Annotated in this window: 25 protein-coding genes; 12 read left to right on the forward strand and 13 right to left on the reverse strand. The window is 58.8% G+C overall.

Annotated elements, in window-relative coordinates; genetic code table 11:
- Positions 1–2: 2 nt before the first annotated feature.
- The 5 genes from ABFB09_RS06795 to ABFB09_RS06815 form a co-directional block, all read right to left on the reverse strand.
- On the reverse strand, positions 3–1145 hold the full coding sequence (locus ABFB09_RS06795) for a glutamine amidotransferase family protein (protein WP_347000749.1): 1143 nt from the start codon (positions 1143–1145) through the stop codon (positions 3–5).
- Between the two features lie 96 nt (positions 1146–1241).
- Entirely contained in the window at positions 1242–2534 is a 1293-nt protein-coding gene (locus ABFB09_RS06800; RefSeq protein WP_347000750.1) for an FAD-dependent oxidoreductase, read from the reverse strand.
- Positions 2531–3148: an imidazole glycerol phosphate synthase subunit HisH gene (gene hisH / locus ABFB09_RS06805; RefSeq protein ID WP_347000751.1), complete on the reverse strand. Its 618-nt coding sequence runs from the start codon at positions 3146–3148 to the stop codon at positions 2531–2533. Before hisH ends, ABFB09_RS06800 begins: the two co-directional genes overlap by 4 nt.
- A 5-nt stretch (positions 3149–3153) precedes the next feature.
- Complete coding sequence (locus tag ABFB09_RS06810) at positions 3154–3621, reverse strand: 4Fe-4S dicluster domain-containing protein (protein ID WP_347000752.1); 468 nt, start codon at positions 3619–3621, stop codon at positions 3154–3156.
- Positions 3622–3953: 332 nt separating this feature from the next.
- Positions 3954–4517, reverse strand: coding sequence for a manganese efflux pump MntP family protein (locus ABFB09_RS06815; RefSeq protein ID WP_347000753.1), 564 nt, complete (start codon positions 4515–4517; stop codon positions 3954–3956).
- Positions 4518–4702: 185 nt separating this feature from the next.
- Here ABFB09_RS06815 and ABFB09_RS06820 point away from each other — a divergent pair, with 185 nt between their 5' ends.
- The 3 genes from ABFB09_RS06820 to ABFB09_RS06830 all read left to right on the forward strand — a co-directional run bounded on the left by ABFB09_RS06820 (position 4703) and on the right by ABFB09_RS06830 (position 5903).
- Positions 4703–4933, forward strand: a complete 231-nt coding sequence (locus ABFB09_RS06820) for a hypothetical protein (RefSeq protein ID WP_347000754.1) — start codon at positions 4703–4705, stop codon at positions 4931–4933.
- A gap of 118 nt (positions 4934–5051) precedes the next feature.
- A complete protein-coding gene (locus ABFB09_RS06825; protein WP_347000755.1) occupies positions 5052–5261 on the forward strand; it encodes a YwbE family protein in 210 nt (69 codons plus the stop codon).
- Positions 5262–5432: 171 nt separating this feature from the next.
- The gene (locus ABFB09_RS06830; RefSeq protein ID WP_347000756.1) at positions 5433–5903 is read left to right on the forward strand and encodes a DUF3795 domain-containing protein; all 471 of its coding nucleotides are present in this window, start codon (positions 5433–5435) and stop codon (positions 5901–5903) included.
- 111 nt (positions 5904–6014) lie between these two features.
- On the opposite strand, the gene ABFB09_RS06835 is transcribed toward ABFB09_RS06830, so the two are convergent.
- The gene (locus tag ABFB09_RS06835) at positions 6015–6395 is read right to left on the reverse strand and encodes a winged helix-turn-helix domain-containing protein (RefSeq protein WP_347000757.1); all 381 of its coding nucleotides are present in this window, start codon (positions 6393–6395) and stop codon (positions 6015–6017) included.
- Between the two features lie 305 nt (positions 6396–6700).
- Between ABFB09_RS06835 and ABFB09_RS06840 the strand changes: the two genes are divergently transcribed.
- From ABFB09_RS06840 to ABFB09_RS06865, 6 genes are all read left to right on the forward strand, one after another.
- Positions 6701–7969, forward strand: a complete 1269-nt coding sequence (locus ABFB09_RS06840; RefSeq protein ID WP_347000758.1) for an SLC13 family permease — start codon at positions 6701–6703, stop codon at positions 7967–7969.
- 1 nt (position 7970) lies between these two features.
- Positions 7971–9395 (forward strand): MFS transporter, encoded by a 1425-nt coding sequence (locus tag ABFB09_RS06845; RefSeq protein WP_347000759.1) that lies wholly within the window; start codon positions 7971–7973, stop codon positions 9393–9395.
- 94 nt (positions 9396–9489) lie between these two features.
- A complete protein-coding gene (locus ABFB09_RS06850) occupies positions 9490–10755 on the forward strand; it encodes a KamA family radical SAM protein (RefSeq protein ID WP_347000760.1) in 1266 nt (421 codons plus the stop codon).
- Positions 10727–11740 carry a D-alanine--D-alanine ligase gene (locus ABFB09_RS06855; RefSeq protein ID WP_347000761.1) on the forward strand — a complete coding sequence of 338 codons (1014 nt, stop codon included), beginning with the start codon at positions 10727–10729 and terminating at the stop codon, positions 11738–11740. Before ABFB09_RS06850 ends, ABFB09_RS06855 begins: the two co-directional genes overlap by 29 nt.
- The gene (locus ABFB09_RS06860) at positions 11731–12726 is read left to right on the forward strand and encodes a hypothetical protein (RefSeq protein WP_347000762.1); all 996 of its coding nucleotides are present in this window, start codon (positions 11731–11733) and stop codon (positions 12724–12726) included. The genes ABFB09_RS06855 and ABFB09_RS06860 overlap by 10 nt, the downstream gene beginning before the upstream one ends.
- On the forward strand, positions 12723–13223 hold the full coding sequence (locus tag ABFB09_RS06865; protein ID WP_347000763.1) for a GNAT family N-acetyltransferase: 501 nt from the start codon (positions 12723–12725) through the stop codon (positions 13221–13223). The genes ABFB09_RS06860 and ABFB09_RS06865 overlap by 4 nt, the downstream gene beginning before the upstream one ends.
- Here ABFB09_RS06865 and ABFB09_RS06870 read toward each other — a convergent pair.
- On the reverse strand, positions 13199–13477 hold the full coding sequence (locus ABFB09_RS06870) for a hypothetical protein (protein WP_347000764.1): 279 nt from the start codon (positions 13475–13477) through the stop codon (positions 13199–13201). The genes ABFB09_RS06865 and ABFB09_RS06870 overlap by 25 nt on opposite strands.
- A 60-nt stretch (positions 13478–13537) precedes the next feature.
- On the opposite strand from ABFB09_RS06870, the gene ABFB09_RS06875 reads away from it, so the two are divergent.
- From ABFB09_RS06875 to ABFB09_RS06885, 3 genes are all read left to right on the forward strand, one after another.
- Positions 13538–14764 carry a PAS domain-containing sensor histidine kinase gene (locus tag ABFB09_RS06875; protein ID WP_347000765.1) on the forward strand — a complete coding sequence of 409 codons (1227 nt, stop codon included), beginning with the start codon at positions 13538–13540 and terminating at the stop codon, positions 14762–14764.
- Between the two features lie 4 nt (positions 14765–14768).
- A complete protein-coding gene (locus ABFB09_RS06880; protein ID WP_347000766.1) occupies positions 14769–15467 on the forward strand; it encodes a response regulator transcription factor in 699 nt (232 codons plus the stop codon).
- 76 nt (positions 15468–15543) lie between these two features.
- The gene (locus tag ABFB09_RS06885; protein WP_347000767.1) at positions 15544–16323 is read left to right on the forward strand and encodes a carbon-nitrogen hydrolase family protein; all 780 of its coding nucleotides are present in this window, start codon (positions 15544–15546) and stop codon (positions 16321–16323) included.
- Positions 16324–16339: 16 nt separating this feature from the next.
- Here ABFB09_RS06885 and ABFB09_RS06890 read toward each other — a convergent pair whose 3' ends face one another.
- The 6 genes from ABFB09_RS06890 to ABFB09_RS06915 all read right to left on the reverse strand — a co-directional run bounded on the left by ABFB09_RS06890 (position 16340) and on the right by ABFB09_RS06915 (position 22581).
- On the reverse strand, positions 16340–16768 hold the full coding sequence (locus ABFB09_RS06890; protein WP_347000768.1) for a rhodanese-like domain-containing protein: 429 nt from the start codon (positions 16766–16768) through the stop codon (positions 16340–16342).
- Between the two features lie 138 nt (positions 16769–16906).
- The gene (acs, locus tag ABFB09_RS06895; RefSeq protein WP_347000769.1) at positions 16907–18892 is read right to left on the reverse strand and encodes an acetate--CoA ligase; all 1986 of its coding nucleotides are present in this window, start codon (positions 18890–18892) and stop codon (positions 16907–16909) included.
- A 32-nt stretch (positions 18893–18924) separates the two neighbouring features.
- A complete protein-coding gene (locus ABFB09_RS06900) occupies positions 18925–20010 on the reverse strand; it encodes an NDP-sugar synthase (RefSeq protein ID WP_347000770.1) in 1086 nt (361 codons plus the stop codon).
- Between the two features lie 155 nt (positions 20011–20165).
- Complete coding sequence (locus tag ABFB09_RS06905; protein ID WP_347000771.1) at positions 20166–20762, reverse strand: XTP/dITP diphosphatase; 597 nt, start codon at positions 20760–20762, stop codon at positions 20166–20168.
- Positions 20763–20905: 143 nt separating this feature from the next.
- The gene (gene fbp / locus ABFB09_RS06910) at positions 20906–21997 is read right to left on the reverse strand and encodes a fructose-1,6-bisphosphate aldolase/phosphatase (protein ID WP_347000772.1); all 1092 of its coding nucleotides are present in this window, start codon (positions 21995–21997) and stop codon (positions 20906–20908) included.
- A 20-nt stretch (positions 21998–22017) separates the two neighbouring features.
- Positions 22018–22581 carry a cob(I)yrinic acid a,c-diamide adenosyltransferase gene (locus tag ABFB09_RS06915; protein ID WP_347000773.1) on the reverse strand — a complete coding sequence of 188 codons (564 nt, stop codon included), beginning with the start codon at positions 22579–22581 and terminating at the stop codon, positions 22018–22020.
- Positions 22582–22679 lie beyond the last annotated feature (98 nt).

Genomic DNA, 22679 nt, shown 5'->3' on the forward strand with positions numbered 1-22679 from the left:
CTCTAGCTCACGCCCCCGGCCACGGCCACTTTCTCTTGACCCAGCGGGTGCTTGAGCGAGCCGATGACCGGCTCGCCGCCCATGGGAATCCAGGCCTTATCGAGTTCGGGGCAGATCAGCCGGATGGCCGATTCCTCGCTGGACAGGTAAAGCATGCTGCCCTTTTCACCCACGGTCAGCGGGCGCAGGCGGATGCGGTCGGTCAGGCCGATCATCTCGCCCTCATGGGCCAGGATGATGGTGAACGGGCCGTTCATCAGGAGCGAGCCGTAAACCTGCCGCAGCGCGGTCAATAGCTCACGCTGTTCCGGGGGCCGGCGGGCGATCTCGGTCCACAGCGGCGGGGCGAAGATCTCGGCCACCACTTCTATGGGCAGATTGTGCTTGCGCACCAGCAGATCGACAGCGTAGGCCACTACTTCCGTATCCGTTTGCAGCGTGCAGTGGTAGCCGAACTGCTCCAGGTAGCGCCGGTTGATGCCGTAGGAAGAGATCTCGCCGTTATGCACCACCGTCCAGTCCAGGATATTGAACGGGTGCGCCCCACCCCACCAGCCGCGGGTGTTGGTCGGGAAGCGCCCGTGAGCCGTCCACAGGTAGCCGTTGTAATTCTCCAGGCAGAAGTACTCGGAGATCTCCTCCGGGTAGCCCACGCCCTTGAAGGCGGCCATGTTCTTGCCGGAAGAGAAGACGTAGGAGTCATCGATCCGGGTATTGATGTCCATCACCTTGGCCACCACGTAATCGTCCGGGGACAGTTTGCCCTCGCGCTGGCATTTGTCGGCGTCCAGGAAGTAGCGCCACACCAGCGGCGGGTTCTTGATAGCCGCCACCGGGCGGGTGGGCACCTCTTCCGAATGATGGACGTTGAAGTGCTCGTTGAGGAAAGCCTCGGTGCAGGTTTTGCCTTCCTTGCTGTCGTACATGATGTGGAAGGCGTAATAATCCGGGTACTGGGGATACAGCCCGTAAACGGCGAACCCGCCGCCCAGGCCGTTGCCCCGGTCATGCATGTTGGCGATAGCGCGGGTGATGTCCCGCCCGGAAAAGCACTTGCCGGAAGTATCCATCATCCCAAAGATGGAACAGGCATCGATAACCTTCCCATCCCCGAACGTATTGCTGACCTGAGTTAAATTCTTCATATTCGATGTCCCTTTGGTTCTTCTCGTATCCCGGTCTTTTATTAGTAGTATTTGAAATTTGTAGTATTGGTAATATTGGTAGTATTACCCCGTCCTCTACGCTTCCCCGACCTTCACCCTACCCGCCGTAGCCCCAGTAAGCCGCTCCTCGATGACCTCTTTCGGCAGCAGCGCCAGCCCAAAATCCTCGGCCATGAGCTTGTCCTTGAAAGCGGTCACCGAAATACGGTCGCGCATCAGGCCGAAGTAAACGCCGGCCTTGTCGATATCGCCCACAAAGATCATGCCGACCAGTTTGTCCTCGGCGTTGATCACCAGCTTGCGGTAGGTGTCGTCGCTCTTCTTGACCAGCACCTCATAACCCTCCGGCGACGGCGGCGAGGCCATGCCGGCAGTGGCCAGTTCCAGGCCGAAGTAGTTGAGCGAGTTCATGGCCGTACCGCCTCGGTAATTGGTGGGCAGCCCGGCCATATTGTAGCCGGCCACCCGGCCGCCGATGTAGGCGTTGGGCCAGACGGGCGAGAGCCGCCCGGAGCCGTAAACGTAATCATAAGCCTCCGAGGCGTCGCCGCAGGCATAGACGCCGGGTACGCTGGACATCATGTGGTTGTCCACCACGATGCCGCGATTGACGTTGATGCCGGCCGACTGGGCCAGTTCCACCCGGGGGAAGACGCCGACGGCCACCACCACCATGTCGCACACCATCTCATGCCCGTCGTCGAAGACGACACCGGTCACCCGGTCCTCGCCGAGGATACGGGCCACGGTGCGGCCGGTCATGATATTGACGCCGTATTTCTTGATGGCGTATTCGGCGATCCGGCCCGCCGGTTCGTCGAGGATGGTGTTCAGCGGATAATTCTTCATCTCCACCACGGTGACCTTGACGCCGCGTTTGACCAGCGCCTCGGTGGCCGAAATGCCGATGAGGCCCCCGCCGATGACCACCGCCCGCCGCACTTCCGGCAGATACTCTTCCACCTTTATGGCGTCGGCCAGGGTGATGAAGTTGAAGATGCCGGCCTTGCCCATGCCTTCCATCTTGGGCACGATGGGCTTGCCGCCGGTGGCCAGCAGCAGTTTCTCATAACCGATCTCGGTGCCGTCGTCCAGCGTGACCGTGCGCCCGGCCAGGTCCATCTTGTAGGCTTTATGGCCGACTTTAAGGTCGATGCATTTTTTGTCGTAGAAATCCGCCCGCCGGATGCGCATGCCGTCCGGGGTGTACTCACCGGAAACATACTTGGAGATGAGCGGCCGGGAGTAGGCGTCGTAGGGCTCCTCGCCGACGATGGTCAGCGCCCCGTTCTGGTCCACTTCCCGGATGGCTTCCGCGGCGCCGATGCCGCCGGCCGAGTTGCCGATGATGAGGTATTTAGTTTTCATATGCTTCCCCTAAGCGCCGTTTTTAAAAAATTGTCGTACATCTTGAGTCCCGCCTCGCCGCTCTTCTCCGGGTGGAACTGGGTGGCCACCATATTGCCGGAGGCGATGGCGCTGGTAATCGTCAGGCCGTAATCCGTCTCACCGATGACCGCCGAGCGTCCGGCCGGTTCGGCGTAATAAGAATGAACGAAATAGAAATAGCTGTCATCCGGGATGCCCTCGAACAGCGGGTGGTTCCGTGTCTGCCTGACGTTGTTCCAGCCCATATGCGGCACCTTGAGCCCCGGAGGCAGCTTCTTGACCTTGCCCGGCAGCAGCCCCAGGCACTGGCAGCCTCCCCCCTCTTCCGTCTCCTCGTAGAGCACCTGGAGTCCCACGCAGACGGCAAAGAGCGGCGTATCCCGGGCGATGATTTCTCTCAGGGCTTTGTCGAGACCGCGTGAGGCCAGGGAACTCACCGTATCGGCGGCTGCGCCCACGCCGGGCAGGATGACCGCCTTAGCCGCAAGCACGTCGGCCGGATCGCTGGTGACCGCGGCTTCGTAACCTAAAAGGGCTACGGCGTTAGCCACCGATCGCAGGTTGCCGGCTCCGTAATCGATGATGGCAATCATGGCCGTTATTTTTTCTCGACCGCCTCGACAGCGGAGTCGTCGGTGATGAGCACGATGGCCTCGTTCGGACAATTAGCCACGCAGGCCGGAATATCCAGGCCGGGGCAGAGATCGCACTTCTTGACCACCTTGGTCAGCTTGTCCTTGACCAAAGCGCTGTTGGGGCAGGAGACGACGCAGGTCCAGCAGCCGATGCACTTGTCCGGATCGGAGGTGACCACGCCGGTAACCGGATCCTTGCTCATGGCGCCGGTAAGGCAGGAATAGACGCACCAGGGCTCATCGCAGTGACGGCAGGGAACGGAAAAACTGGTGTCGTTCTGGCGCTCCACCTTCAACCGGGGTACGGCCTTGGGCGATTCCTTGCGGTAGGCTTTGAGGATGTCCTTGGAATCTGAGTGCTGGGTGGCGCAATACACGCGGCATAACCCACAGCCGATACAGACCTCTTTGCGGATAAAGATCTTTCTCATGTTCACCTGCTGCGCCGAAAATACGGCAGTCATTTACCATGGGGAAATTTTGACGATGGTTGAATAATTATAGCCGGTCATTGGATTTATTTCAAACTTGTTACCTGCGCAGCACGATTGCCGATGGTCGGCCGGAGCATTGCGCCTTTGGATGGGTAATACGGCAAGATAGAGGGGTTGTTGCCGTATGGTACGAGTTTCCAGTTTATAGTTTCTAGTTTATAGTTGAGGTTTTGAACCTTGGTATTTGGTCATTGGAATTTGTTTAGGATTTAGATATTAGGCCTGCCCTGAGCCTGTCGAAGGGATTTAGGATTTCCTTGGGCACAGGGTCACCCCCCCAGCCCCTCCACCAGCACCTTAACCCCTATCCCGATCAACACCAACCCTCCCACCAGTTCCGCCCGCTTGCCGATGATATCCCCCAACCGGGCGCCGAGGGCAAAGCCGGCCATGGCGACGACGAAGGATGTCGCCCCTACCAGTACCGCGGCGGGAACTATCGCCACCTGGATGAACGCGAAGGTCATGCCGACGGCCAGGGAATCTATGCTGGTGGCCACCGACAGGCCCAGCAGCGTCTTGCCCTTGCTGATATCGACGGCCTCGCCTTCTTTTTCTTTTTCAAAGGATTCCCGGATCATGCGGACGCCGATGAATAACAGCAGGAAGAAGCCGACCCAGTGGTCGAAGCTCTCGATCAGGCCGACCACGGTGCTGCCGGCCAGGAAGCCGCCGAGCAGCATGGCGAACTGGAAAAAGCCGAAGTACCCGGCCACCTTGAGCTGCCGCCCCCGGTCCAGCGCGGCGCCCATGCTGATGCGGCCGCAGATAGAAACCGCGAAGCAGTCAGCGGACAGACTGAGAGCGATTAAAAATATCGAAATAAATTCCATAAATTAATCATCAGTGTATCAGAAGGGGCTCAGGGTCTCAAACCTGACGCCCAGGTTGGTTAGGCAATCAGTCTCACCAAACGTGGAATTGAGATTCTTCCCCTCCGCTTCGCTCAAGGGTCAGAAAGACAAGTTTCTCTTTTTGAGCGCCCGCCTGCTGAGGCCGGCCGTCCGGTCCGGTATCGGTGCTGGCTATTCACGGCACGGCCGATCCCCACGTCCTGTACGAGGGCGGGCACGGGCCGGAGACCATAGGAACGAGGGTGGATGTTTCGGTGGCTGAGTCCGTCGCTTTCTGGGTGGACGCCAACAATTGCGATCCGGAGCCGGTGATCACCATCGGGGAAGACGGCGTCGTGAGAACGGTTTACTCCGGCGGCGACCAGGGGGCCAGGGTGGAGGAGAGAGCGCACTAGTTAATAGTTTATAGTTGATAGTTGCCGGTGGGAATTCTGTGTATTTGTGGTTTTATAAGGTACTGGATCCTCCGCTTTCGCGTAGGATGACAGAAATTGGGTAGGAGCGTCGTAGAATATGAATCCGATAAAGCGGGCGGATATAAAACCCGGTGACCGGGTAGCCATAGTTATGAAAGCCGATCAGCGGTCCGGCAAGCTTACGGAGGGGACGGTCAAGGAGATACTGACGAAGTCACCGGAGCATCCGCATGGGATCAAGGTTCGGTTGGGGGGCGGGGAAGTGGGGAGAGTTCAAGGAAAGATCCAAATTCCAAATTCCAAATAACAAACAAATTTCAATTACCAAGTTCAAAACGGGGGGACAAATATGGAAGACCCTTCGACAAGCTCCCCGAGTGCAAACTCGGGACAGGCAGGGCGAACGTTAGTTACGGAAAGCCCTTCGACAGGCTCCCCGAGTGCAGACTCGGGACAGGCAGGGCGAACGTTAGGCGATATGATCGAATCTATGATCGCTCCTTGCGGGCTTAATTGTGGGGTGTGCTATGCGCACCTTACCCGGAAGAAGAAGTGTCCGGGGTGCCGGGCGGGGGATGAGAACAAGTCGGCGTCCTGCGTGGATTGCAAGATCAAAACGTGCGAGAAGTTGGCTGCCAGCGGCGGGGAATTCTGTTTCCGGTGCGATGAGTACCCTTGTGCCAGGATGAAGCATCTGGACAAGCGGTACCGGGTGAGGTACGGCGTCAGCCCCATCGGCAACATGGAACGCATCGCGGCTGTCGGGATCGCGGAGTTCACGGCCGGTGAAGCGGTGAAGTGGCGCTGTGCGGGGTGCGGGGGGACGGTTTGTGTTCATACCGGGGAGTGTGCGGGGTGTGGGGCGGGGACGAATACTACCAATACTACAAATACTACCAATTCAAATACTACAAGTTGGGACGAAGGACCGAGATTGCTTCGGGCGTAGCCCTTCGGCAGGCTCACTTCGTGGTGATTCAGTGGAACCAGGACAGGCCTCGCAATGACGGGGGGGGATGGGCGGGCGACCCAGTGGGGTAGCCCCTACGGTTGAACGATTTTAATCCTTCGGATTTTGGTCATTGGGATTTATTTCGGATCTCGATATTAGGATTTCGGATTTGGGTGGTATAACGGGGCTTGGGAGGCGTGTGGCTCGTCTGCGTCTTTTCCAGCCCAGTGCCTCCAGAAAACCGCCGACCTCTACTTCCCGGTGGGTTTCATGGCGCATTTTCATTTCCGGGTTGACCTTGTATTTGACGCCCCGCCCCTCTTTTTTCTTGGTGATGTAGCCGTCCCGCTCCAGGTCGGCGATGATCTTGCGGACGGCACGCTCGGTGATGCCGATGGTCTGGCTCATCTCCCTGGCGGTGATGCGGTTATGGCGCGCCATTTCGCTCAAGACAAGCGCGTGGTTGGTCAAAAAGGCCCATTCAGTCATGTTTTTCAGTTCCTCCGAAGCCCTCCCGCCTGGGCAGGAAGTGCCTTGACGAGGTCTATTATACCTGATATATTATTCATGTATTAAATATCATCATCCACCGGACATGTATGCGCTTTCGAATTTATAACATATTAAGGAGTGTCAGGCAATAGGATAAACGCCTCGCGCTCTTTCCTCCGTGGCCCGCAGCACCGGGTTATCTCCGCCGCTATACTGCCCACCACCGGCCAAGACGCACGCGCACGATAGGCGCCCGACAGCTTCAACCAGCTCAAGGCCGCCAGTCTTTAAGCCCCGATTATATGCTGCTCAGTCTGGGCATCTTTATTTTAACCATCGCCGGGATCGTCCTGAGGCCCTGGCGCGTGCCTGAAGCCGCCGTCGCCGTAATAGGTGCGGCGACTATGATCGTCTTAGGCGACCTGACACTGCCCGAGGCCGGCGGCGCCCTCTCCGGCAGCCTCAACGTGCTGGCCTTCTTCCTGGGGCTGATGCTGGTGGCCGCTATCGCCGAAAGCGCCGGGCTGTTCGACCGGATCGTCGATACGGCGGTGAAACACGCCCGGGGCAGCGGACGGCGCCTGCTGATCATCGTCTTTGCGGCGGGAACGGTCATCACCGTGCTGCTGTCCAACGACGCCACCGCCCTGATGCTGACGCCGGTGGTCATCGTGCTGGTGGTCCGTCTCAAGCTGAATCCGCTGCCGTATGTTTTTGCCTGCGCCTTTATCGCCAACGCCGCGTCGGTGCTCCTGCCGGTGGCCAACCCGGTCAACCTGCTGGCGGTGGACGCCTTCGACCTGCGGCTGGGGGATTACCTTGCGCACCTGCTGCTGCCCGGTCTGGCGGTGATAAGTATCACCATCGGCCTGTTCCTGTTCATCTTCCGGCGGGAGCTCCGGGCGGCTTTCCCGGACGGCGCCGATGGCGGGCTTATGCCGATGGCGCCGCATAACCGGATGCTCCGCCCGGTGGCGATCACCCTGGTATTCATCGTCCTGGGTTATTTATGGTTTTCCCTGAACGGCTGGCCGCTCTCAATACCGGTGATCGGCGGCGCAGCGGCGCTCCTGCTCATGGGACTGATCTTCAACGGACCCGGCTGGGGGGAACTGCGCCGCTCCGTGAGCTGGTCTATCCTGCCGTTCATCGGGGGGCTGGCGGTGCTGGTGCGGGGGCTGGAAAGCGGCGGCGTGATCGATAAACTGAGCCAGGGGCTTGTATCGCTTCTCAACCACGGGGAATTGTCCGCGTCCGTGGCCGCCTCAGCGGGCACGGCGGCCGGGGCCAATCTCATGAACAACTGGCCGGCGATGATGGTTTCCGTCTCCACCCTGGCCGGCGCGGAGGGGGCGCTGTCCGCCAACCCGGGCCTGCCCTACCAGGTGATACTGGGGGCGGGACTGGGGCCGAATATCGCCATCTTCGGTTCTTTCTCCACCATGCTGTGGCTGGTGCTGCTGCGACGCCGGGGACTGCAGGTCAAACCGATGAACTATTTCAAATTGGGACTGATCGTGACGCCCCCGGCCCTGCTGGCCGGCAGCCTGATCCTTTACCGGTTAAGTTAAGATGAAAACCTTTGCCCCCGATCCTAAAATAAATAAAAGCCTGCGCTATTCGATATTCGACGGCGCAGCCTATAACGCCATGCTGGGGTTCACCCAGGATTTCATGGCGCCTTTAGCCCTGGCGCTTAAGGCTTCCACCGGCCAGATCGGCCTGCTGGCCAGCCTGCCCAACCTGGCGCTGGCGATATCTCAGCTGGGCTCGCCTTATATTTCCGAGCGGCTGGGTAGCCGCAAGGCGCTGATCATACCGGTGGTGCTGGTCCAGGCGCTTTTATGGCTGCCGATACTGCTGCTGCCCCAGTTGTTCGAGGGGAACGCGGTGTGGTGGCTTATCGCCCTGTTCACCGCCGGCAGCGTCTTCGGGGCGTTCGGCAATCCGGCCTGGGGCAGCATGATGGCCGACCTGGTGCCGGTGGCGATGCGCGGCCGGTACTTCGGGCTGCGCAACAAGATCGGGGGCATGTTCCTTTTAGGCGGCTTTTTGATCGGCGGCGCGGTGCTGGAGCTTTCCGGGCGCCACGCGATGATAGGTTTTTCGGTGCTGCTGGGCGGGGCGATGCTGTTCCGCCTGGCGTCAGCCTTTTTCCTCAGCCGGATGTACGAACCGCCGGCGCGGCGCTGCCCGGATAAATTCAATCCCTTCAAGGAACTCCGGAACCTGCCGGCCAGCGGGGGCGGACGCCTGAGCATGTATGTGGCGGCGCTGATGATGTCCACTTATATCGCCGCGCCGTTCTTCACCGTCTATCTGCTGAAGGATATCGGGGTCAGTTACGGCATCTTCGTCATCATCATCGCCGCCGCGGCCATCACCAACTTTTTGTTCATGGGTTTCTGGGGGCGGCTGGCGGACAGGCGCGGCCAGTTCAAGGTGATGCGGCTGACATCATACGTCATCCCCTTCGTGCCCATACTGTGGCTGGGCGGCCACGGCCTGATCTACCTGATCGTCATCCAGGCCATTTCCGGTATTGCCTGGAGCGGCTTCAACCTGTCCGCCACCAACCTGCTTTACGAATCCGCCGATCCCGAACGCCGCACCCGCGTTATCGCGCTGTTCAACGCGCTCTCCGGTCTGGCCCTGTGCGGCGGCGCCCTGCTGGGAGGACTGCTCGCGCCGGTGCTGCCCAAGATCGGCGGGCATGCTTTCCTGACGCTGTTCCTTGTTTCGGGAATTCTGCGAGGGATAACCGTGGCCGTGCTGCTACCGAAGATAGCGCCTTCGGGACGGGGCGCTCAGGTGCCGAACATCCCGTCGAGGCCTTTTATCCCGGCACTGCGGCGGATCACCATGTGGGCGACGATCCAGTTGTGGTCCCTGGGTATCCTGGTGTCCCGCATGCTCCCCACCCGGGCGGCCAGGTTTTCCGCGCCGCAACTGGAACAAAAACGGCCGGTGGAGCCTTATCCGCCGTGGCCGGGCTAAAATATTTTTTTTCCGTAGCTGACTCAAAGCTAAGCCGATGTTGACGCCACGCGCAGGTTTGCTACAATTAATCAACCAAAAAACAGGAGCCAAAATGAAACAAGACACCATCACTGTCGAAGCGGACGAACCCCCCCTCCCATTGTCCGAATCCAACCGCCGAAAATACTTCGGTAACATCTCCGGCGCCGAGTGGAACGACTGGCGCTGGCATTTCCGGAACCGCATCACCTCCGTTGAAGACTTATCCCGCTTCCTGCCGTTATCGGTCAAGGAACGCACCCGGCTCAAACTGGTCTCCGCCCGGTATCCGTTTGCCATCACCCCTTATTACATGTGCCAGATGGACCTGGACAACCCCGCCGACCCCATCCGCCAGCAGGCTGTTCCCTGCGTCCAGGAGCTGGCTCCGGGCAGCGGCCGGGAAGATCCTCTGGAAGAAGGCAGCCACTCCGTGGTGCCGGGACTGGTTCACCGCTACCCCGACCGCGCGCTGATGGTGCTGACCGATCTCTGTCCCATGCTGTGCCGCCACTGCACCCGCAAACGGGAATGGCGTAACGGCGGCTGGGTCCACTCCCCCGCCGAGGTGGAACGAATGCTGGATTATATCCGCCGAACGCCCCAGATCCGGGACGTCATCATCTCCGGCGGCGACCCCTTGAGCCTTTCTACCCGGCGCCTGGAAGAAGTCCTGGCTGCTTTACGTGAGATCAAGCACGTTGAGATCATCCGCATCGGCACCCGTTTCCCGGTGGTGCTGCCGCAGCGCATCGACGCCGAACTCTGCGATATGCTCTCCAAATACGGCCCGATCTGGCTGAACACCCATTTCAATCATCCGAACGAGATCACGCCGGAATCAACCGCCGCCTGCGACCGCCTGCTGCGCTCAGGCGTCCAGGTCAACAACCAGAGCGTGCTGCTGCGCGGCATCAACGATACGGTGGACACGCAGCTCAAGCTGTGCCACGGCCTGCTCAAGGCCAAGGTGAGGCCTTACTACCTCTTCCAGTGCGACCAGGTCCAGGGCACCGAGCACCTGTGGACGCCGGTGGAGGTGGGATTGCGTATCATCGAAGGCATGCGCGGGCATACTTCCGGCCTGGCCATCCCCAATTACGTCATCGACCTGCCGGACGGCCGGGGCAAGATACCGCTCGCGCCCAATTACGTCCTGAGCCGCACGGATCAGGAGCTGGTGGTCAGGAACTACGAAGGCCATATCAGTCACTTCGCCAATCCGGCACACATCGCCCCGGTGCGTAAACATAAGGCGGCGCCCGCAGGACCCCAACTCAAACTCGATCTGAACACGACTGAGGTAAAAGATGAAAATAGGGCTGGCGTACGATCTTAAACAGGCGATAGCCGCGCCGGTTGCCGGCCCCGACGATACCCTGGAAGAATATGATTCAGCGGAAACGGTAGATCTCCTGGCTGCCGCCATCCGGAGCGCAGGGCATAGCGCCGTCAAGCTGGGCGGCGGGCGTGAGTTTCTGGAAAACGTCCTGAACACCAGCGTCGATTTCGTCTTCAACATCTCGGAGGGGCGGGGGGCGTATCGCAGCCGGGAATCCCAGGTGCCGGCGGTGCTGGAGATGCTCGGCATCCCCTATTCCGGCGCCGATCCCCAGACGCTGGCTATCGCGCTGGATAAACCGCTCACCAAGCGCATCCTGCAAACCGCCGGGGTGACCACGCCCAAATGGCACGTATTCAGAACGCCCGACGATGCCAAAAACGTCGATTGGGCGGGCTTCCGGTTCCCGGTCTTCGTCAAGCCGGCTTTCGAGGGGTCCAGCAAGGGCATCCGCGTCACCTCGATGGTGGCGACGCCGGAACAGGCAGAGGAGCAGGTGTCGGCCCTTTTCGAGAGCTACGGACAGCCGGTGATGGCGGAAGAATTCATCGACGGCGATGAGGTCACCTGCGGCATCATCGGCAACCTGGGTGAAACCGGGGCCGAACCGCTGGTGCTGCCGCTGCGCGTCCTACCGCGGCAGAAAACCGGTCCGTTCATCTATTCCGTGGAAGTTAAAAGAAACTATAAACAAATGGTGGACTACGAGTACCCGGCCAGGCTGCCGCAGCCGGTGTTGGAGTGCCTGAAAGAGCAGGCGCTGCTGGTATATAAGACCCTGGGTTGCCGTGACTTCAGCCGCGCGGACTTCCGCATTTCCGCCGACGGGACGCCCCATTTCCTGGAGGTCAACCCCCTGCCGGGGTTGTCACTCGACAGCGACCTCTTTATCATCGCCACCGCGATGGGCTGGGGCCACGAAAGACTTATCCGGTCGGTTCTCGACGCCGCCCTGTCGAGGTACCCCCAACTATGCGGGTAGGTCTGGTATATAACCGGCATTTGCCTTCCCTTTATGACGCCATGGGCGAATCCGCGGCGGAATCCGGCGTCATGGAGGCGGTCAGGGCGGTGCGGCGGGCGCTCCGGGCGCTGGGTCATGATTTCACCGAAGTGCCGCTGTCGCCGCCGCTGGAAAGGGTAAGGGAAACCCTGGCCGGGATCCAGGCCGATGTCATTTTCAACCTGTTCGAGGGCTTTGCCGGCCTGCCGATGACCGAGGCGGCGGTAGCGGGCATCATCGAAGATTTGAGGCTTCCCTTCACCGGATCGCCAGCCGCCGCCCTGGCGTTAACGCTGGACAAGCCGGAGGCTATTCAGGCGCTGCGCGCCCGCGGCGTCCGCACGCCAAATTACCAGTTGCTGGACATGGATAACCTCGACAGTTTCAACCTGGATTTCCCCTGCATCGTCAAGCCCCGCGCCGATGACGCCTCCCACGGCCTGTCCGAGCGCAGCGTCGTTTTCGACCGGGACGCGCTTTTTCATGAGGTCAGGACGATGGTTGAACGGTACGACGGCGCGCCCGCCCTGGTGGAGGCCTTCCTGGGCGGACGCGAATTCAACGCCACCGTTTGGGGCGTGAAAAACCCGGAAGTGCTGCCGCTGTCCGAGATCATGTATTCCCTGCCCGACGGGCTGCCGAAGATACTCACCTTCGCCGCTAAATGGGAACCCCACAGCATGTACTTCAAGCATACCGCGGTCAAGTGCCCGGCCGAGGTGACCAAGGAGCTGGGCGCTGAGATCCGGGAGGCGGCGATGGCCGCGTTTCTGGCAGCGGGCTGCCGCGGTTACGGCCGGGTGGACATGAGGCTGGACCGGGACGGCCGCCCGGTGGTCATGGAGATCAACGCCAACCCGGATATCGCCCCGGGCACCGGCGTCGCTCGCCAGGCTAAAGCCGCCGGGTATTCCTACAAGGGTATGGTGGAGGCGATCATAAATTTCGGGCTGGAATCTTCGTGAACGTCATTTATCGCCCGCTCGAACCCGCCGACAAGGCGGCGATCATGTCTTTTCTCGGCCGCGTCCCGGAATTCGCCCCGGATGAGATACCGGTGGCCGAAGAAGTGCTGGACGCCTGCACCGGCAACCCGCTGACATCAGGCTATTATTGCCTCATCGCGGAGAACGATGGGCGGGTGGCCGGTTATGTCTGCTACGGCAATACGCCGCTCACCAAAGGCAACTGGGAGATTTACTGGATCGCCGTCGATCCGGTGTCACAGGGGCTGGGCATCGGGCGGGAACTGATGCGCCGGGCCGAGGCCGGTATCCGCTCACGCGGCGGCTGGCAGGTGACGCTGGAAACATCCTCGACGCCGCTATACGACAAGACCCGCCGCTTTTACCTGAAATGCGGCTATGCGGAGATAACCCGGATACCTGATTTCTATGACCGCGGCGACGACCTGGTCATGTATTTCAAAAAACTCGATCAGGCTTCGGAAGACCGGCAATAGAACCCTCCCTCGACCGGTTTCAGCTCGCATTCGGCGCAGAGACAACCGGCTTCGGCGTCAGCCTGCGCCTTAACTCCGGTCCGGCGGCAGAAGAGAGCGGGCAAAACGGACACATCGGTCTCATCGGCAAAAAGGCTGCCCAGGAGGGCTTTCAGGCGGCTGCTGTTGCACTCTCTGACTCCCGATACTTCACATTCGATGCAACGGCACCGCAACGCATCCTGATGAGACTCGATCGATTTTTCTTCATTCATTGATTAGTCCTGCCCCAAACGATGTCAAAAACTGTTTCTTATTGTATAATGAAGTTTAACATGAACGATAGCAATAATCCCTGCGCCGAAGTATTCCAGGAACTGGCCGAACTCAGGGAGCGCCAGGCCGCTCATGACGCCATTGAGGCCGCGGAAAAACAGGCCCTTCGCGAAAGCGAGGCAAAATTCCGCATGCTTTTTCATAACGCCAACGATGCCATCTACCTGTGGGAAGTGCGTGACGGCATGCCGACCAGTCTTCTTGAAGCTAACGCGGTAGCCGCTCGCCGCCTGGGCTATGACCTTCAAGAGATGCCAGGATTGAAGACGACCGATATCTCGCTGAGCAAACCTGACGAATCCGCAGCGATCGTGGCCCGGCTGCTACGGGACAAACACGGCACCTTCGAGACGGTGCACCGGACCCGCGACGGATCTACCTTCCCGGTGGAAGTCAGTTCTCATATCTTCCAGCATGGCGATAAAACGGTCATCCTGTCCATCGCCCGTGATATTTCGATTCGGAAAAAAGCGGAACACGATCTCACCGTACTGTACCACCGGGAAAAAGAACTTCGGGAAGAGTTGGAAGCCGAGATAGCCAAGCGCATCGACTTCACCCGCTCACTGGTGCATGAGCTTAAGACGCCCCTGACACCGATGATCGCTTCCGGCGAGGCCCTCCTTGAGATCCTGGAGGGTGAGGACGAGCTCCGCCTGGCCGGAAACATCTTTCGCGGCGCGATGAACCTGGAACGGCGTATCAACGACCTGCTGGACTTCGCCCGCGGGGAAATGGGCGTCCTCAAGGTCTCCCGCCAGCCGCTGGATATTACCCCCCTCCTCCTCGACCTGGCGGCGGAGGTATCGCCCCAGTTCGACCGCAAGAACCAATCTCTGGAACTGGTGCTGGCCGACAAGATCCCGCTGGTTCTGGCCGATGAGGACCGGCTGCGCCAGATTTTACTCAATCTGCTCACCAACGCCGCCAAGTTCACCCAACGCTGCGGTCAGATTACACTTGGCGCTCAGGTTGATGGTAAAATGTTAAAGTTAAGTGTGGCTGATAACGGCCGGGGTATAGACACGACGGAGCAGGAGCACATCTTCAAACCCTATTACCGGGCGGAGAAAGAAACTAACCCGAACGACGGAATGGGCATAGGACTTACTTTATGTAAGATGCTCGTCACCCTGCAGGGCGGAGAGATCTGGTTTAACAGCGAAAAAGGCCGGGGCAGCACCTTTTATTTTACGCTGCCGCTGGCCAACGATATGGAGCGATAAAAAAGTGAACAAACCTGAGCTGACCGTGGTGCTCATCGAGGACGATGCCGAGATCGTGGAGGCGGTGACGCTTACCTTTAAGATCCGGTGGTCGCAAGCGACGTTTCTTTCCAGCCCTTCAGGGGAAGAAGGCATCAGCCTGGTGGAAAAACACAACCCCGATCTGGTCATCCTGGACCTGGGCTTGCCGGACATGAACGGGTTTAACGTTTTAAAGGAAATCCGCCGCTTCAGCCACGTGCCCGTCATCATCCTGACCGCCCGTGGAGAAGAGGCCGATATCGTCCGCGGCCTGGAACTCGGGGCTGATGAATATATCGTCAAGCCGTTCCGTCAGATGGAACTGCTGGCCAGGGTCAAGGCCATTCTTCGCCGCCACGAAACATCCGGCGACGAATTACCTCTGACTGTCGGCGGCATGAGCCTGGGGCCTTCCATCCGCGATCTGACGCTGAGAGGACACCGGGTCAACCTGACCCGTACCGAGGGTATCGTCCTGAGCCAGTTGATGCGCAGTGTCGGCCACCCGGTCAGCCATGCCGCTCTGGCGAGGGCTCTCTGGGGTGAGGAATACCCCGGCGCCGCTGAAAGTCTGAAGGTCTATGTCCGCCATTTGCGGGAGAAGATCGAGGAAAACCCGTCCGATCCCAAGCTGCTGCTGACCCGCATCGGCGCCGGTTATCAACTGGCCAAACCGGAATAATTGAGAACAAGATGCCATGCTATACCGGGATGCGGCACTCCTGCCGGACCGGTATAGCTTTCCCCAAGGTCTGCGAATGAATACTTTGAAAGTCGCCATGCTGCACCTCGACCCCCGCCCCGGGGAACTTGAGTATAACCGCGCCTTTATCGAGCGGGCGGTGAGGCTGGCCGCGGATAAAGGGGCAAAATTCATTCTCACCCCGGAACTGGTGGAGAGCGGCTATCACTTCCCGGATCATATCGGCACCGATTGGATCGGTGAAGGTTCCAGGGCCTGGCTCGACCGGATGTCAGGCACAGCCGCCGAACTGGGGGTCACCATACTGATCGCGACCGCCGAACGTGACGAATCCACTGGGCTGCTGCATAACACCGTTTTCGCGTTGACGGATAAGGGTGAGATTGCCGGTAAACACCGCAAGATCAATATACATCCGGCGCATTGTGCCGAATCCTGGGCTGATATCGGCCAGGCGCTTGAAGTTATTGACCTTCCGGAACTCAGGATCGGCGTACTCATCTGCGCTGACGCCTGGCGCCCATCTCTTGCCGCCGCGCTTGCGGCCAAAGGTGCGGAAATCATTATTTCCGCGGCTAACTGGGGCGAGAAACCATGCCCGCCCAGCAATTGCTGGGAGCATCGAAGCCAGGAAACCGGTATCCCCGTTTGGGTATGTAACCGAACCGGAGATGAGCATCAGCTCAATTTTGAAGACGCATCGAGCGTCGTTGCTGCGGGCGGTGAAAGACTGTTAAGTCACGCCGGTCCAGGGTCAGTAGTGCTGTTATTCGATTGGGACCATAAACTAAAAACACCGCTCCAAACTGAGTTTGAAGCGGTGCCGGTGACCTGACCTGTTTTTTTAGCTGCTACTTCACCGTAGGATAAGCCGCGGCCTCCCAGGCAACGATGCCCCCGTCCATGTCGTAGACTTCTTTGAACCCCAGATCCTTCATCACATTAACCGCCTGGCCTGACCGGTTGCTGGTGCGGCAGTAGACCAGGTACGTTTTATCTTTGTCCAGCTTTCCAACCTCAGTACTGAAATTGCTGGCGTTGAAATCGATCATGATTGCGCCTTCGATGTGACCGGCAGCGAACTCTGATGGAGTGCGCACGTCCAGTATGACGAAATCCGCCTTCCCGCTGTTCTCCTGGATCATGGCGAAAGCCTCTGAGGCCGATATTTCCTTAATGATCTGGCTTCCAGAGGTCGTTGGCGCGGTAGTTCCAGTGGAACATCCGGCAAAGGAAATCGCCAGAACAGCCGCAAGAATAATGGTCGCTAGTTTCCGCAAGATACTACTCCTTCATGGTATGCGAATTAGTGGAATACCTCTCATTATACCTCCGGTAAGCAGTATCGGCCAAATCGGCGGCAAAAAGGAGCGGCGGGGTTTTCACCCCGCCGCTCCTTCCCGTAGCCGATTACCAGTCTACTTGATGTCGGGCTTCTTTTCCGATGTTTTGTAGTGATGGGCCGAGTCAGTGAGCTCGGCGAAAGCGGCTTTAGCCTCGTCGACGGAAGCGCCGTCGTCAAGAGTGGAGGTATCGCCGATAGTGGCGCCGGTAGCCACCGCTTTGAGGAGCCGTCGCATGATCTTGCCGGAACGTGTCTTAGGCAGCAGGTTGACGAAGAAAATCTCTTCCGGAGTGGCCAGGGTGCCGATGGTAGCCCTCAGATGGCGGGTGAGCTCGTTCTTGATCTCCACCGAAGGCGTGGTGCCTTTGCGCAGGGTGACGAAGAGGATGATAGCCTCGCCCTTGACCTCATCCGGGCGGGAGCAGGCGGCGGCCTCGGCCACGGCTGAATGGCCGACAATGGCGCTCTCCAGCTCCGCGGTGGAGATTCGGTGGCCGGCCACCTTGATGACTTCATCAGCGCGGCCCAGGAGCCACAGGAAGTTATCCTGATCCTTCATGCAGTAGTCACCCGGCAGATAATATCCGGGGAAGCGCGACCAGTAGGTTTTTTCGTAGAGCTCCGGGTTGCGGTAGATATCCAGCAGCATACCCGGCCATGGTTTGCGGATGACGATAAAGCCGGTCTGGCCGTTGGGCAGTTCCTTGCCGTCGGCATCCAAAACGGCTACATCAACGCCGGGCATCGGTTTAGTGGCCGAACCGGGTTTGAGCGGATGCGCCTGGATACCGGGGGTCGGCGAGATCATGAAGCCGCCGGTCTCCGTCTGCCACCAGGTGTCAGAGATGGAAATGCGCTCATGACCGATGTTACGGTAATACCACAGCCAGGCTTCCGGATTGATCGGCTCGCCTACTGAACCCAGCATTTTCAGGCTGGATAGGTCGTGCTTGGCAGGCCATTCCTCGCCGTGGCGCATGAACATGCGGATAGCGGTAGGAGAGGTGTAAAAGGTAGTAACGCCGTATTTGGCGATGATCTGCCACCAGCGGTCGATACCCGGGTAATCCGGCGCGCCTTCGTACATCACCGAGGTCAGCCCTAATTCCAGCGGTGCGTACACCACGTAACTGTGGCCGGTAATCCAGCCGATGTCGGCGGTGCACCACCAAACGGTCTGCGCATCGGTTTTGAAGGCCCACTGCAGCGTCTTGGCTATCCACAGCGAGTAACCGCCAGTACCGTGGAGGATACCCTTGGGTTTACCGGTGCTGCCGGAAGTGTAGAGAACGAACAGCGGATCGTTGGCGTCCATCTCTTCCGGGGCGACGTACTCGTCGCATTCCGCCAGGATGTCGCTCAGCCAGACGTCACGCGCCGGGTCCATCTCAACATGGTGGCCGGTGTGCTTGACGACGATGATCTTCTCCACGCAGGGACACTTGGAAGCCGCCTCGACGGCGTTGTCTTTCAGGGGAAGGATCTTGCCGCGGCGGTGCATGCCGGTTGCGGTAACGATAACCTTAGCCTCGACATCTTCAACCCGGTCGGCCAGCGCCTGGCCGGAAAACGCCGAGAAAACAACGGTGAAGATCGCGCCGATACGCGCACAGGCCAGCATGAAAATGGGCAGAGCCGGGATCATCGGAAGATAAAGAGCCACCTTATCGCCCCGTTTGACACCCAGGCGCTTGAGCGCAGCGGCGTAGTTGTTGGTCAGGCGGTACAGTTCAGCGTAAGTGAGAACCTGGCTATCGCCCAGTTCGCCTTCCCAGTAAAAAGCGACTTTGTTCTTTACTTCTGTCTTCATGTGGCGATCCAGGCACTGGTAGGACAGGTTCAGCTTGCCGCCGACAAACCAGCGGGCATAAGGAGCTTTCCAGTCCAGCACCTTGTCCCAGGGTTTCATCCAGTCCAGACTCCTGGCCTGTTCCGCCCAGAAACCTTCTGGGTCTTCAATCGACCTCCGATGCATCTCGTCATACTCGCCGGAAGGCGAGTAATAACTGCCGGTGGGCAAATGGGCGACGCGGGTGTCTCCTTGTGTCATCGTTTTCATCCTTTCTTATATTACGGTTTCGATATTATCGGTTAATTACTCATGATGGTGCCTGGCCATACCGCAGCTCCGGAAAGGGTAAGAGAGGGCGGCGTATAAACACCGTCAGCCAGTGCTGAATCGTCGATATGATCACTCGACGCGATGCGGCAATGATCGCCTATGATAGATAAAATCACCGAACTGTCATCCCCGATGTTGACGCCCGGCCAGAGGAGGGACCCGCTGACGGACACACGGTTTCCAAGTTGGCACCCTGCGCCGATGACCGCCGGTCCGGTTACGATGGCATTGGCGCCGACACGGCAGTTTTCACCAAAAACGACATTGCCGCTTATCTCAGCGCTGGGATCTACTGATGTTCCTTCGCCCAGGTGGACGCCGGGGGACGGGGTTCCGGCGCAGTTGCAAACACCGTTCAACATATCGATATTGAGTTGGTAGTATTTTTCCCGGTTGCCCATATCAATCCAGTAGGCGCCCGTGGTATCGAAAGAATAAAAGGGTTGTTTGTCTTTCAGGAGCAGTTGGAAAGTCTCCCGTTCAATGCTCGTCAGGGTGTCGGGTTTGATAAAATCGAGCACTTCCGGCTCCAGCAGGTAGCAGCCGGCGTTAATCATGTTGGTGGTGATCTCATCCGGCTTCGGCTTCTCGATGAAGCGCCGGATGCGCCCGTCAGTCTCAGTTTCCACCAGCCCGAAAGCGGACGGATTATCCACCGGCGTCAGGGCGATGGTGGCTGTTGCCTTCTTCGACCGGTGCGAATGCAGCATCGCCGAAAAATCGATAGTGGAAAAAACATCGCCGTTCAAAACAAAAAAAGTCTCGTCAAGGTGGCGTTCGCAATTTTTGATGCCACCGGCGGTGCCCAGCGGCCGGGTCTCATCCACGTAGACAACCTTGATCCCCAAACCACTGCCGTCACCGAAGTAGCTCTCCATCTGAGCGGCCAGGTGACCGCGGGTCAGGATGATCTCATCTACCCCGTGATGCATCAACTGCCCGACCACGTGGGCCATGAAAGGCTTATTCAACACCGGCATCATGGCCTTGGGGGTATTGATGGTCAGCGGCCGCAACCGGGTACCCAGACCGCCTACCAGGATCAGCGCTTTCATCGAATGCCGATGTCCACCTTCCAAACGTAATATTGAAAAGGCATACCTTACCGGTGGGAACTCTTCTATCTTATAGGAACTAGTACCTTTAAATCAAGCGTTAGTACCGGAATATTCGATTACCGCCGCCCGCAGGAATCCTATCATCGAAGTTATCATCGATCCTTCAGGATTTTACATGCAGCCGCAGCAGCACGGGCGCGGTGGCTGAGGCGATTCTTTTCATCGGGCGCGATCTCCGCCATCGTTTTTCCCAACTCCGGGAGAGAAAAGACCGGGTCGTAACCGAAGCCGTTGCTTCCATGCGGTTCGAAGGCGATGCGTCCTTCTACGACGCCTTCGGCAAAGCGCAGACCGCCGTCCGGAACAGCGATGGCTATGACGCAACGGAAACGGGCGGTACGTTTTTCAACGGGCACTTCCCACAGGATTTTCAACAGCAGGGCGTTTCTTTCGGCGTCACCGGCCCCCTCACCGGCGTAGCGGGCGGAGAGCACACCCGGCGCGCCTCCCAAAGCGTCCACCTCCAGGCCTGAATCGTCGGCTAGGGTCAGCATACCGGAAGCCGCAGCCAGGGCTCGAGCCTTGAGTGCGGCGTTTTCGGCGAAGGTCGTTCCGGTCTCGGCGACTTCCAGTTCAATTCCCCTTTGCCCGGGGGTTACCAGTTCATAGCCGCAGGTGGAGAGGAGTTCGGTGTATTCCCGCAATTTACCGGGGTTATTGGTGGCCAGCAGCAATTGCGGTCGAGTCATCGCCAGTCACTTCGCTCAGGATATGTCATCGATGGCATGAACGGCGCACCTCCGGGACCTAGATATCGATCGCCCAAAAAAGAAGTGCCCCTTCCCTCCAGCGCAATCGCGATAAGAAAGGAAGGGGCAGACCTCGATTTTTGTTAGATAGGTTCGAAGCGCTCGGCCAACTTGCGGGAGACCTGCGGCATGGTGGTGTATTCCATCTCATCCAGCGGCAGGCGGTGGGGCTCAAAAGGTCCGTGCTCACGCATGATATAAGCCATGTCGTTGGCCATTTCGCGGGCTTTGTCGTAGGAGCGGTCGGCGAAGAAATCGCGCGGACCGACCAGGTGGCCGTCGGACAACTGGAAACCCTGGGCGATGACCCGCGGGGGGCCGTCGAAACGGGTCGGCAGGCTGTCGGCAACGCTCACGGGCATCAGCGGCCCATAATGAGACCCGCGCATCCAGCCTTCCACGAAGTAAGGCTTGGCGAACGGCTCAAGAACTTCGCCCACAGCGGGGAAAGCGCCCTGGCAGCGGACGATGCACACCGGGTCGTCCTTGCCGACATAGCGCCCGGCCAAAAAGGCCAGTTTCTGAGTGGAGGACGACGCGGCGATCTCGCCGCTCTTGGTATAGACCGCCTTGACCGGGTAACGGTTGGCGGCGCCGATGAAGACGAGGAGGTCGTAGATCTCTTCCGGCGTGGAGAAGGTGATCTTCTTGCTCTCTTTGACATCATGCACTTCGAATTTGAAGCCCATGTGCATGTTCTCGGCAATAACCAAGCCGATAGTGTTGAAGGGATCGGCGAACATCTTGTACAGCGGCATGTTCCAGGCGCCGGACGAGGTTTTGTCGGCCATGAAGATGACGATCGGTTCTGATGGCCGCTCCTCAAACTCCATCTCCGCCGCGCCGGGGCCCATGCCCTTGATATTGCCTGAGAAAGCGTCGGTCAAAAGGTCCTGCCCGGCGCCGTAGAGCTTCAATTTCTTGGCGACCTCGGTGCACGCCACGAAGGTATCCCAGGCCATCTCATGGATATCGGCGTCGTTCTCACCTTTCTGGTGGGTCATTATCAGTTGCAGGTCGTCGCCGCATTTGGTGACGTGATAATCGATCAAAAGGCCGCTTTCCTTGGCCTTAGCTAGTTTATTGTCTGCCTCGCAAAGGCAATCAGGATGGGAATCGGAATGGCCGACAAAGCCGCCGATATCGGCTTTGATGACGCTCAGGGTTACTTTCATGGGCTTTCCTCCGAGTTTATTTAATAGTCGATGCCCTTGCGGGCGCGGATGCCTTCGTTAAGAGGGTGCTTGATCATCAGGATCTCGGATACCAAGTCAGCCATCTGGACCAGCCGGGGGTCTGCGTTTCGGCCGGTGAGAATAAGCTCCACGCATTCCGGTTTCTGCTCGATCATATTGACCATTTTTTCAATGTCGATCAGGCCGCCACCCACCGCGGCGTTGATCTCATCGAGGACGATAACGTCATAATCACCGCTGGTCATCGCTTTGAAGGCGGCATCGAGATGCGCTGAGGCTTCCGCCCGATGTTCCGGCGTTATATTGCCTTTTCGAGCCCAGCCTCGAAAACCGAAGGTGTCGACAGTCACATGGGGCAGACTCTTGAGAATTTTGAACTCCCCGTGATCGAAATGCTCATTGGCTTTCATCATAAAGAGCATATAAACCCTGAGACCATGACCGGCAGCCCTTATGGAGGTCCCGATGGCAGCGGAGGTTTTACCTTTGCCGTGGCCGGTAAAAATGTTCACCAAGCCTTTTTCCAACCGGCAGCCGTTATCGGATATTTCGTTCTGGGTCAAAACCGGCCTCCAAGTTTAAATGCCAGCACCGAGCTGAAGCGAGGAACGTTCAAACTTAACCAGTTTAACAAGGCCGTATGGTAGTGTCAAGAAACTTT

Origin of the sequence: Dehalogenimonas sp. THU2, from assembly GCF_039749495.1 — a bacterium.
GTDB lineage: Bacteria > Chloroflexota > Dehalococcoidia > Dehalococcoidales > Dehalococcoidaceae > Dehalogenimonas.

Excerpts from the sequence above, each read along its gene's own strand:
- ABFB09_RS06795 (WP_347000749.1), bottom strand. The coding sequence starts at position 1,145 with ATGAAGAATTTAACTCAGGTCAGCAATACGTTCGGGGATGGGAAGGTT.
- ABFB09_RS06800 (WP_347000750.1), bottom strand. The coding sequence starts at position 2,534 with ATGAAAACTAAATACCTCATCATCGGCAACTCGGCCGGCGGCATCGGC.
- hisH (WP_347000751.1), bottom strand. The coding sequence starts at position 3,148 with ATGATTGCCATCATCGATTACGGAGCCGGCAACCTGCGATCGGTGGCT.
- ABFB09_RS06810 (WP_347000752.1), bottom strand. The coding sequence starts at position 3,621 with ATGAGAAAGATCTTTATCCGCAAAGAGGTCTGTATCGGCTGTGGGTTA.
- ABFB09_RS06815 (WP_347000753.1), bottom strand. The coding sequence starts at position 4,517 with ATGGAATTTATTTCGATATTTTTAATCGCTCTCAGTCTGTCCGCTGAC.
- ABFB09_RS06825 (WP_347000755.1), top strand. The coding sequence starts at position 5,052 with ATGAATCCGATAAAGCGGGCGGATATAAAACCCGGTGACCGGGTAGCC.
- ABFB09_RS06830 (WP_347000756.1), top strand. The coding sequence starts at position 5,433 with ATGATCGAATCTATGATCGCTCCTTGCGGGCTTAATTGTGGGGTGTGC.
- ABFB09_RS06835 (WP_347000757.1), bottom strand. The coding sequence starts at position 6,395 with ATGACTGAATGGGCCTTTTTGACCAACCACGCGCTTGTCTTGAGCGAA.
- ABFB09_RS06840 (WP_347000758.1), top strand. The coding sequence starts at position 6,701 with ATGCTGCTCAGTCTGGGCATCTTTATTTTAACCATCGCCGGGATCGTC.
- ABFB09_RS06845 (WP_347000759.1), top strand. The coding sequence starts at position 7,971 with ATGAAAACCTTTGCCCCCGATCCTAAAATAAATAAAAGCCTGCGCTAT.
- ABFB09_RS06850 (WP_347000760.1), top strand. The coding sequence starts at position 9,490 with ATGAAACAAGACACCATCACTGTCGAAGCGGACGAACCCCCCCTCCCA.
- ABFB09_RS06855 (WP_347000761.1), top strand. The coding sequence starts at position 10,727 with ATGAAAATAGGGCTGGCGTACGATCTTAAACAGGCGATAGCCGCGCCG.
- ABFB09_RS06860 (WP_347000762.1), top strand. The coding sequence starts at position 11,731 with ATGCGGGTAGGTCTGGTATATAACCGGCATTTGCCTTCCCTTTATGAC.
- ABFB09_RS06870 (WP_347000764.1), bottom strand. The coding sequence starts at position 13,477 with ATGAATGAAGAAAAATCGATCGAGTCTCATCAGGATGCGTTGCGGTGC.
- ABFB09_RS06875 (WP_347000765.1), top strand. The coding sequence starts at position 13,538 with ATGAACGATAGCAATAATCCCTGCGCCGAAGTATTCCAGGAACTGGCC.
- ABFB09_RS06885 (WP_347000767.1), top strand. The coding sequence starts at position 15,544 with ATGAATACTTTGAAAGTCGCCATGCTGCACCTCGACCCCCGCCCCGGG.
- acs (WP_347000769.1), bottom strand. The coding sequence starts at position 18,892 with ATGAAAACGATGACACAAGGAGACACCCGCGTCGCCCATTTGCCCACC.
- ABFB09_RS06900 (WP_347000770.1), bottom strand. The coding sequence starts at position 20,010 with ATGAAAGCGCTGATCCTGGTAGGCGGTCTGGGTACCCGGTTGCGGCCG.
- ABFB09_RS06905 (WP_347000771.1), bottom strand. The coding sequence starts at position 20,762 with ATGACTCGACCGCAATTGCTGCTGGCCACCAATAACCCCGGTAAATTG.
- fbp (WP_347000772.1), bottom strand. The coding sequence starts at position 21,997 with ATGAAAGTAACCCTGAGCGTCATCAAAGCCGATATCGGCGGCTTTGTC.